9 protein-coding genes and 3 tRNA genes are annotated in these 8,750 nt (G+C 72.6%); 9 read left to right on the forward strand and 3 right to left on the reverse strand.

Annotated elements, in window-relative coordinates:
* Positions 1-144: 144 nt before the first annotated feature.
* A complete protein-coding gene (locus SM793_RS35745) occupies positions 145-1,416 on the reverse strand; it encodes a hydrolase (protein WP_320443309.1) in 1,272 nt (423 codons plus the stop codon).
* Between the two features lie 239 nt (positions 1,417-1,655).
* On the opposite strand from SM793_RS35745, the gene SM793_RS35750 reads away from it, so the two are divergent.
* From SM793_RS35750 to SM793_RS35775, 6 genes are all read left to right on the forward strand, one after another.
* A tRNA-Thr gene (locus tag SM793_RS35750) sits at positions 1,656-1,728 on the forward strand.
* Between the two features lie 43 nt (positions 1,729-1,771).
* Positions 1,772-1,844, forward strand: a tRNA-Met gene (locus tag SM793_RS35755).
* A gap of 82 nt (positions 1,845-1,926) precedes the next feature.
* Complete coding sequence (rpmG, locus tag SM793_RS35760; RefSeq protein WP_006604855.1) at positions 1,927-2,091, forward strand: 50S ribosomal protein L33; 165 nt, start codon at positions 1,927-1,929, stop codon at positions 2,089-2,091.
* Positions 2,092-2,217: 126 nt separating this feature from the next.
* Positions 2,218-2,679 carry a MaoC family dehydratase N-terminal domain-containing protein gene (locus tag SM793_RS35765; RefSeq protein ID WP_093861683.1) on the forward strand — a complete coding sequence of 154 codons (462 nt, stop codon included), beginning with the start codon at positions 2,218-2,220 and terminating at the stop codon, positions 2,677-2,679.
* 5 nt (positions 2,680-2,684) lie between these two features.
* Positions 2,685-3,107: a MaoC family dehydratase gene (locus tag SM793_RS35770; RefSeq protein WP_320443310.1), complete on the forward strand. Its 423-nt coding sequence runs from the start codon at positions 2,685-2,687 to the stop codon at positions 3,105-3,107.
* A 98-nt stretch (positions 3,108-3,205) separates the two neighbouring features.
* Positions 3,206-4,252: a UDP-N-acetylmuramate dehydrogenase gene (locus SM793_RS35775; RefSeq protein WP_320443311.1), complete on the forward strand. Its 1,047-nt coding sequence runs from the start codon at positions 3,206-3,208 to the stop codon at positions 4,250-4,252.
* 64 nt (positions 4,253-4,316) lie between these two features.
* On the opposite strand, the gene SM793_RS35780 is transcribed toward SM793_RS35775, so the two are convergent.
* Positions 4,317-5,345: an adenosine deaminase gene (locus tag SM793_RS35780; RefSeq protein WP_320443312.1), complete on the reverse strand. Its 1,029-nt coding sequence runs from the start codon at positions 5,343-5,345 to the stop codon at positions 4,317-4,319.
* A 119-nt stretch (positions 5,346-5,464) separates the two neighbouring features.
* On the reverse strand, positions 5,465-6,709 hold the full coding sequence (locus tag SM793_RS35785; RefSeq protein WP_320443313.1) for a pyridoxal phosphate-dependent aminotransferase: 1,245 nt from the start codon (positions 6,707-6,709) through the stop codon (positions 5,465-5,467).
* A gap of 259 nt (positions 6,710-6,968) precedes the next feature.
* Between SM793_RS35785 and SM793_RS35790 the strand changes: the two genes are divergently transcribed.
* The 3 genes from SM793_RS35790 (at position 6,969) to nusG (ending at position 8,693) form a co-directional block, all read left to right on the forward strand.
* Positions 6,969-7,041 (forward strand) — tRNA-Trp (locus SM793_RS35790).
* Positions 7,042-7,188: 147 nt separating this feature from the next.
* Entirely contained in the window at positions 7,189-7,521 is a 333-nt protein-coding gene (secE, locus tag SM793_RS35795; protein WP_320443314.1) for a preprotein translocase subunit SecE, read from the forward strand.
* Positions 7,522-7,733: 212 nt separating this feature from the next.
* Positions 7,734-8,693: a transcription termination/antitermination protein NusG gene (gene nusG / locus SM793_RS35800; protein WP_413816109.1), complete on the forward strand. Its 960-nt coding sequence runs from the start codon at positions 7,734-7,736 to the stop codon at positions 8,691-8,693.
* Positions 8,694-8,750: the final 57 nt, after the last annotated feature.

Raw genomic sequence — 8,750 nt, forward strand, 5'->3', positions numbered from 1 at the left:
GGGGGGGGCCCCCCGCCCCCCCCCCCCCCCGCCCCGATCACCCGTCCGGTCGGACGCCCGCCCGGCCCGCCCGGCCCGTCCGGCCCGTCCGGCCCGTCCGGCCCGGCCGGGCCCCGGTGCCGCCGGGCGCGGCCCGGCCGGGGTTCAGCCCCCCTCGGTGCCGTCCGACTGCCGGGGCAGTGCCAGGGCCACCGTGTCGGCGAACTCCCGCACCGCGCTGGTCCGGCTGACGACCCGCCCGCTGTGCACCACCAGCCGGCTGTGCCCGCCCGCCAGCGCCCCGGACAGGCTGTCCCCGCGCACCGCCAGCAGCTCCGCCGGGAAGCCGGCGTCCACCCGCACCGGCGGCAGCCCGAGCGCCAGCCGCGCCTGGTTGGAGACCGCGTCGTACGCCGCGTCGGGGTCCAGCACGCCGGCCGCCGCCAGCAGGTACGCGGCCTCCAGCGGGTCCGCCCGCCCGACCGGGTTGGCGCCGTCGCGCAGTGAGCCGCTGCCGGCCGCCAGCGGTACCCGCGCTTTCAGCAGGTCCCGCAGCGAGGCGGGCCGCAGCCCGCTCGCCAGGCCCTCCAGCCCCGAACAGCCGCCGTTCTGCGGCAGGCAGACCACCCGGACGCCGCTGTTGGCCAGCACCGTCGCGGCGCCCGGCGCGAGCGACCCGCACGGACCGACCACCACCCGGGGCCGCAGCGGGGCGAGCGCCCCGGCCAGCCGGGCCAGTCGCACCGGATCGGCGGCCGTGGTGTGCAGGTCCACCGGACAGTCCGCCTCCCGGGCGGCCTCCAGCAGCAGTTGGACGTAGCCGGCCGGGTCCGGGTCCAGCTCGGGGCAGCCGCCGGCGGCGGTGGCGCCCAGCTTGAGCGCCTCCCGCAGCTGGGCCCGGCCGTCGGCCCCGGCCCGGCCGGTGAGCAGCCGGGGCATCGCGACGGCCTGGAGGTCGGCCAGGCCGCGCAGCGCCTGCCGGGAGGTGAGGACCGCCTCCAGCCGGCGCAGCCCGTGCACGTCGCCGATCCGGACGTGGGTGCGCTGGGCGGTCGCGCCGTAGCCGAGCGAGGTCAGCGCGGCCTCGGTGACCCGCCGGGTGAGCTCGGCGGGGGTCTCCGGCGGCGGGGTGGGCAGGGCGGCGGAGAAGGCGACGTCGTAGTGCGCGTGCGCCTCGACCGGGGCCGGCAGCAGCAGGTAGCCGCGCAGGTCGATCCTGGCCCCGGTGGTGACGGTGGGTCCGCCGGGCACGGCGGGCAGGGGGCCGAGGCCGCCGGCGGTGCCCACGGCCTGGATCCGGTCGCCGCTGATCCGTACGTCCACCACCCGGCCGTCCGCGAGCCTGGCCCCGGTGAGCAGCAGGACGGGCCCGTGCCCGAGCGGGTTGGCGGCCGGGCCGGGTCCGGGGTGCGGTCCGTCGGCGGCTGCGCTGTCCATCGCCCGGCTCCTTCTGGCGTCCGGTTCCTGCTCGGGTCAATGAGCGACGAGCCTACGGCGGGCGGGCCCGGGGCGCCGGGAGGCGGGCAATAGTCGTATCGGCTCGGGCGCGTCCCCGAGGGGGCCGGTCGAACGCCGGACCTTCGATCGCTCGCCCGTACGGCTCGCCCACCTGCGGACTTCGCCGCGGGATACGGATTTCACCTCTGGGCGCGGAACGTGTAATCTCTTCCTCGTTCGCCCCTATAGCTCAGTCGGTAGAGCGTCTCCATGGTAAGGAGAAGGTCTGCGGTTCGATTCCGCATGGGGGCTCTGGTGAGAAGGAGTCGGCTTCGGCTGTGCTCCGGATCACTGTGGCGGTGTAGCTCAGTTGGTAGAGCAAGCGGCTCATAATCGCTGTGTCACCGGTTCAAGTCCGGTCACCGCTACCCCGCGTAGTCGGTCGGGGGATCGCCTCCGGTCGGCTACTGTTGTCTGTGTTCTTATTCATTGTCCAAGGAAGGCACTCCCGTGGCTGCCACCGATGTCCGCCCGAAGATCACGCTGGCCTGCGTGGAGTGCAAGGAGCGGAACTACATCACCAAGAAGAACCGGCGTAACGACCCGGACCGTCTTGAGATGAAGAAGCACTGCCCCCGCTGCAACTCGCACACCGCGCACCGCGAGACCCGCTGACCCTGTTGCAGGGCGACGGGCCTGTGTGACCAGGTCTACGACTCCGGGCCGCATCCCTCATTGGGGTGCGGCCCGGAGTCTTTTGTGTCCGAACGGTTTGTCCACCGCGTTTCCTAGGAGCTGCCGATGGCACTCGACCCTTCCTTCATCGGGCGGACCTACCCGCCCACCGAGCCCTACGAGGTCGGCCGGGAGAAGATCCGCGAGTTCGCCGTCGCCGTGGGTGACGCCAATCCCGTGTACCGCGACCCGGAGGCGGCCAAGGCGCTCGGCCACCCGGACGTGATCGCGCCGCCGACCTTCCCGATCGTGCTCACCATGCGGGCCTCCGGCCAGGTGGTCCAGGATCCGGAGCTGGGCCTCGACTACAGCCGGGTCGTGCACGGCGACCAGAAGTTCAGCTACACCCGCCCGGTGCGGGCCGGTGACCGGCTGACCGTCTCGGTCACCGTCGACAACATCAAGTCGCTGGCCGGCAACGACGTGCTCACCGTGCGCGGCGAGGTCGCGGACGAGAGCGGCGAGCACGTGGTGACCTCGGTCATGACCCTGGTGGCCCGGGCCGCCGACGAGAAGGCGGGGGAGTGAGCCCGATGGCGATCGGATACGACGAGGTCGGGGTCGGCACCGAACTGCCGGCGCAGTCCTTCCCGGTGACCAGGGCCGCGCTGGTGCAGTACGCGGGCGCCTCCGGGGACTTCAACCCGATCCACTGGAACGAGAAGTTCGCGCTGGAGGTCGGCCTGCCCGACGTCATCGCGCACGGCATGTTCACCATGGCCGAGGCGGTCCGGGTGGTGACCGACTGGGTCGGCGACCCGGCCGCGGTGGTCGAGTACGGCGTCCGGTTCGTCCGTCCGGTGCCGGTGCCCAACGACGGCACCGGCTCGGTGGTCGAGGTCACCGGCAAGGTGGCCAAGCTGCTCGACGACCGCCGGGTCCAGGTCGACCTGCTGGCGACCTACCAGGGCCAGAAGGTGCTCGGCATGGCCAAGGCGGTCGTCCGGCTCGCCTGAGCCCGCACCCCTTCGCGCCCGCCCCGCCCTCGGCGCGCCCCGCCCGCCCCCGCCCGGCCCCGGGTCGGGCGGGGGCGGGCTCCCCGTACCCTGGGGGCGTGCTGGAAGAACTCGACGCCCCCCTCGCCCCGCTGACCACCCTGCGGCTCGGCGGCCCGGCCCGCCGCCTGGTGACCGCGCACACCGATGACGAGGTGGTCGCCGCCGTCCGCGCCGCGGACGCGGCGGGGGAGCCGCTGCTGGTGCTCGGCGGCGGCTCCAACCTGGTGATCGGCGACGCCGGCTTCCCCGGCACGGTGCTGCGGATCGCCACCACCGGCTTCGCCCTGGACGGCACCGTCCTGGAGCTGGCGGCCGGCGAGGTCTGGGCCGACGCGGTGGCCCGCGCGGTCGGGGCCGGACTGGCCGGGATCGAGTTCCTGGCCGGCATCCCCGGCTCGGCCGGTGCCACCCCGGTGCAGAACGTCGGCGCCTACGGCCAGGAGGTCGCGCAGACGATCACCGAGGTGGTCGCCTACGACCGCCGGGCCGACCGGGTGGTCACCCTCTCCAACGCCGAGTGCGCGTTCTCCTACCGGCACAGCCGTTTCAAGGCGGACCCCGAGCGCCATGTGGTGCTGCGGGTCCGCTTCGGCCTCGAGGACGCCGCCGGGCGCTCCACCCCGGTCCGCTACGCCGAGGTCGCCAAGCACTTCGGGGTGGCCCAGGACGAGCGGGTCGACCTGCGGGCGGCGCACGCGGCCGTGCTCGGCCTGCGGGCCGGCAAGGGCATGGTGCTGGACCCGGCGGACCACGACACCTGGTCGGCGGGCTCCTTCTTCACCAACCCGGTGCTGGGCCCCGAGCAGTACGCGGCCTTCCTGGCGCTGGCCGCCGAGCGCGAGCTGACCGCCCCCGCCTACCCGGCGCCGGACGGGCACACCAAGACCTCGGCCGCCTGGCTGATCGACCGGGCCGGCTTCGGCAAGGGCTACGGGAGCGGCCCGGCGACCCTCTCCACCAAGCACACCCTGGCGCTCACCAACCGCGGCGCGGCCACCACCGAGGACCTCCTCGCGCTGGCCCGGGAGATCCGGGACGGGGTGCGGTCGGCCTTCGGGGTGGAGCTGGTGAACGAGCCGGTGATGGTCGGCGTCAGCCTCTGAGCCGCCCGGCCCCGCTGCCCGGCCCCGGGCGCTCAGGCACTCAGGCACTCGGGCCGGCAGGCCCTCAGGCCGTCAGCCAGGCGTCGATGTCCGCCAGCAGTTCCTTCCGCACGCTGTCCGGCGCGACCGAGCCGCGCACCGACTGCCGGGCCAGCTCGGCCAGCTCGGGGTCGGTGAAGCCCAGGACGTCGCGGGTCAGGGCGTACTGGTCGGCGAGCCTGGCCCCGAACAGCAGCGGGTCGTCGGCGCCGAGCGCCAGCGGCACCCCGGCGTCGAACAGCCGGCGCAGCGGGACGTCCTCCGGGCGCTCGTAGACGCCCAGCGAGACGTTCGAGGACGGGCAGACCTCGCAGGTCACCTGGCGGTCGGCCAGCCGCTGCATCAGCCGCTCGTCCTCGGCGGCCCGCACCCCGTGGCCGATCCGGCCGGCGCCGAGGTCGTCCAGGCAGTCCCGGACGGATTCCGGGCCGGCCAGCTCGCCGCCGTGCGGGGCGGCCAGCAGCCCGCCCCGGCGGGCGATGTCGAAGGCCCGGTCGAAGTCGCGGGCCAGGCCGCGGCGCTCGTCGTTGGACAGTCCGAAGCCGACCACGCCCCGGTCGGTGTAGCGGACGGCGAGCCGGGCCAGGGTCCTGGCGTCCATCGGGGACTTCATCCGGTTGGCGGCGACCAGGACCCTGATGCCGACCCCGGTGGCGGTGGCGGCCTGCTCCACCGCGTCCAGGATCAGTTCCAGGGCCGGGATCAGCCCGCCCAGCCGGGGCGCGTAGGAGGTCGGGTCGACCTGGATCTCCAGCCAGCGGGAGCCGTCCCGCCGCTCGTCCTCCGCGGTCTCCAGGACCAGCCGGCGGATGTCCTCCTCGTCGCGGAGGACCGAGCGGGCGGTGTCGTAGAGGCGCTGGAACCGGAACCAGCCGCGTTCGTCGGTGGCCCGAAGCCGGGGCGTTTCGCCGGAGCTGAGCGCCTCCGGCAGCCGGACACCGTGCTTGTCGGCCAGTTCCAGCAGGGTGGCCGGGCGCATCGAGCCGGTGAAGTGCAGGTGCAGGTGGGCCTTCGGAAGGTCCCTGACATCTCGCGGGTTCAGCAGGCGTTCCATTCACGAATCCTGCCGTATCGGGGCCCGCTACGGGAACCGCCCTCTTTCCGGCCCCCGAAGGGGTGAAAAGAGGGCGGTCCGGTCAACCGGTGTTGACCTCACAGCTGGGGCGGGGAGGTTCAGCGGGCCTCGGCCAGCAGCTTCTGGAGCCGGCCGACGCCCTCGGCGAGGTCGGCGTCGCCCAGGGCGTAGGAGAGCCGCAGGTAGCCGGGGGTGCCGAAGGCCTCGCCGGGGACGACCGCGACCTCGACCTCGTCCAGGATCAGCGAGGCCAGCTCGGCGGAGGTCTGCGGACGCTGCCCGCGGATCTCTTTGCCCAGCAGCGCCTTGACGGACGGGTACACGTAGAAGGCGCCCTCGGGCTCGGGGCAGACCACGCCGTCGATCTCGTTGAGCATCCGGACGATGGTGCGGCGGCGCCGGTCGAAGGCGGTGCGCATCTCGTGGACGGCGGAGAGGTCGCCGGCGACGGCGGCCAGGGCGGCGCGCTGGGCCACGTTGGAGACGTTCGAGGTGGCGTGCGACTGCAGGTTGGTCGCGGCCTTGACCACGTCCTTGGGGCCGATCACCCAGCCCACCCGCCAGCCGGTCATCGCGTAGGTCTTGGCGACACCGTTGACCACGATGGTCCGGTCCGCCAGCTCCGGCAGCAGGGCCGGCAGCGAGACGAACTCCGCGTCGCCGTAGACCAGGTGCTCGTAGATCTCGTCGGTGAGCACCCACAGCCCGTGCTCCAGGGCCCAGCGGCCGATCGCCTCGGCCTCGGCCCGGGTGTACACCGCGCCGGTCGGGTTGGACGGCGAGACGAAGAGCACCACCTTGGTGTTCTCGGTCCGGGCGGCCTCCAGCTGCTCGACCGAGACCTTGTAGCCGGTGGTCTCGTCGGCCACGACCTCCACCGGCACGCCGCCGGCCAGCTGGATCGACTCCGGGTAGGTGGTCCAGTACGGCGCCGGGACGATGACCTCGTCGCCCGGGTCGAGGATCGCCGCGAACGCCTCGTAGATCGCCTGCTTGCCGCCGTTGGTCACCAGCACCTGGGAGGCGTCCACCGCGTAGCCGGAGTCGCGCAGCGTCTTGGCCGCGATCGCCTCCTTGAGCTCCGGCAGGCCGCCGGCCGGGGTGTAGCGGTGGTTCCTCGGGTCGCGGCAGGCCTCGACGGCCGCCTCGACGATGTAGTCCGGGGTGGGGAAGTCGGGCTCGCCGGCGCCGAAGCCGATGACGGGCCGGCCGGCCGCCTTGAGGGCCTTGGCCTTGGCGTCCACGGCGAGGGTGGCGGACTCGGCGATCGCGCCGATCCGGGCGGAGACGCGGCGGTCGGCCGGGCGGACGGAACGGTCGGGCTGCGGGGTGGAAGCGCTCATGCCTGCATGGTCGCAGACCGCACACCGCCCAGGCATGGCGGTTTCACGATATGTACGGGACCGTCCGGATGGCGGCCGGGTGCGGCCCTGGTGACGGTCCGAAAAAGAAGAGGTTCGACCAAACGCCCCTCCACCCCGTACACTCACTGATCGACGGCCACCGAACGAACCGGAGCCTCCACCGCCGCGCGGAGTCTGTGCGGCAGCGGGTGGAAGATGCGGTAGGTTGGTCGTCACTACTGGGGCCGCGAGGTTCCGTAGGGCAATAGCTCAATTGGTAGAGCACCGGTCTCCAAAACCGGCGGTTGGGGGTTCAAGTCCCTCTTGCCCTGCTGCTTGATCCGTACCCAGCCCGTTCGCTCCACAGAGCGAGCGGGCTTGATGCGGAGAGGGCGCCGATCAGCACCGCTAGCCGGCCGCTCGTGCCTCTTCGGGTACGCAGTCGACGCTCGGCAGGACCCGGATTCAGGTGAGGACGAGTGACGGAGACCACGGGCTCCACCGCAACGCCTGAGAGCGGCAACCCCGAGGGGGCCGACGGCGCTGCCGACAGCACCCCCGCGGAGGGTGATTCGCGCCGCAAGCGCTCTGGCGAGAAGAAGTCCGGCAAGCGGGCCAAGAAGGGCGTCTTCGCGCGCCTCGCCCTCTTCTACCGGCAGATCATCGCCGAGCTGCGCAAGGTCGTCTGGCCGACCCGCAACCAGCTGGTGAGCTACACCACGGTCGTGGTCGTGTTCGTCGTGGTCATGATGGCCTTCGTGTCCGGCCTCGACTACGGCTTCTCCAAGGCCGCCCTCTGGATCTTCGGCTGACCGAGCCGTTCCACCTGTGCGTTCAACCTCCCCGACCCGGGCCGATCCTCGGCCCGGGTCGAGCTGTCTGCGTCGGAGGTACGGGGCCGCTACCGTTGACTCGGTACTGTTGAAGTCTCCGAGGCGAATTTCCGGCGACCGCGTGAGCGGAGCGGAGCCGGACCGTCGCGGAGCGTGCCACCTTCACCATCTCCAGGAAAGAAGCAGCCACCGTGTCTGAGTCCCCCCTGTACGACGCCGACGAGACCGTCCTCGAGGCGGATGTCGCCGCCGAGGACGCGGCCGAGCTGGCTGACGACGTGGAGTCCGACGAGCAGCAGATCGTGGACGCGGTCGACGCCGACGAGGACGAGGTCGAGGCGTTCGACGAGGCCGCGGCCGGCGAGCCGGCCGAGGACGTCGCGCTGCACGTGGAGACCGAGGAGGAGCTCGTCGAGGACGCCGCCGACGAGGACGCTGCCACCGACGAGGACGCCGTCGCCGAGGCCGACGAGGACGAGGCCGCCGACGAGGACGCCGCCGCCGAGGACGTCGAGGACGAGGCCGCCGAGGAGGAGGCCGTCGAGGTCGACCCGGTCGCCAAGTTCCGCGAGGACCTCCGGTTCATGCCGGGCGAGTGGTACGTGATCCACACCTACGCCGGCTACGAGAACCGGGTGAAGCAGAACCTCGAGCAGCGCGCGGTCTCCCTCAACGTCGAGGAGTACATCTTCCAGGCCGAGGTGCCGCAGGAGGAGGTCGTCCAGATCAAGAACGGCGACCGCAAGACCATCCGCCAGAACAAGCTCCCCGGCTACGTCCTGGTGCGTCTGGACCTCACCCCGGAGTCCTGGGGCGTCGTGCGCAACACCCCCGGTGTCACCGGCTTCGTCGGCAACGCCTACGACCCGTACCCGCTGACCCTGGACGAGGTCGTCAAGATGCTCGCCCCCGACGTGGAGCGCCAGGCGGCCAAGGACGCCGGCAAGCCCTCGCCGGTCAAGCCCAGCGAGATCCAGGTCCTCGACTTCGAGGTCGGCGACTCGGTCACCGTCACCGACGGTCCGTTCGCGACCCTGCAGGCGACCATCAACGAGATCAACCCCGACTCGAAGAAGGTCAAGGGCCTGGTCGAGATCTTCGGCCGGGAGACCCCGGTCGAGCTGTCCTTCGACCAGATCCAGAAGAACTAGTTCCACAGTCCTCGGATTCGGGGCGGGCCCGCGCAGGCCCGTGACACCACAACTCAA

The organism is Kitasatospora purpeofusca (assembly GCF_034043715.1).
GTDB classification, from domain to species: Bacteria; Actinomycetota; Actinomycetes; order Streptomycetales; family Streptomycetaceae; genus Kitasatospora; species Kitasatospora purpeofusca_A.

Coding starts and splice junctions, on each gene's coding strand:
- SM793_RS35745 (WP_320443309.1), bottom strand. CDS start 1,416: ATGGACAGCGCAGCCGCCGACGGACCGCACCCCGGACCCGGCCCGGCC.
- SM793_RS35765 (WP_093861683.1), top strand. CDS start 2,218: ATGGCACTCGACCCTTCCTTCATCGGGCGGACCTACCCGCCCACCGAG.
- SM793_RS35770 (WP_320443310.1), top strand. CDS start 2,685: ATGGCGATCGGATACGACGAGGTCGGGGTCGGCACCGAACTGCCGGCG.
- SM793_RS35780 (WP_320443312.1), bottom strand. CDS start 5,345: ATGGAACGCCTGCTGAACCCGCGAGATGTCAGGGACCTTCCGAAGGCC.
- SM793_RS35785 (WP_320443313.1), bottom strand. CDS start 6,709: ATGAGCGCTTCCACCCCGCAGCCCGACCGTTCCGTCCGCCCGGCCGAC.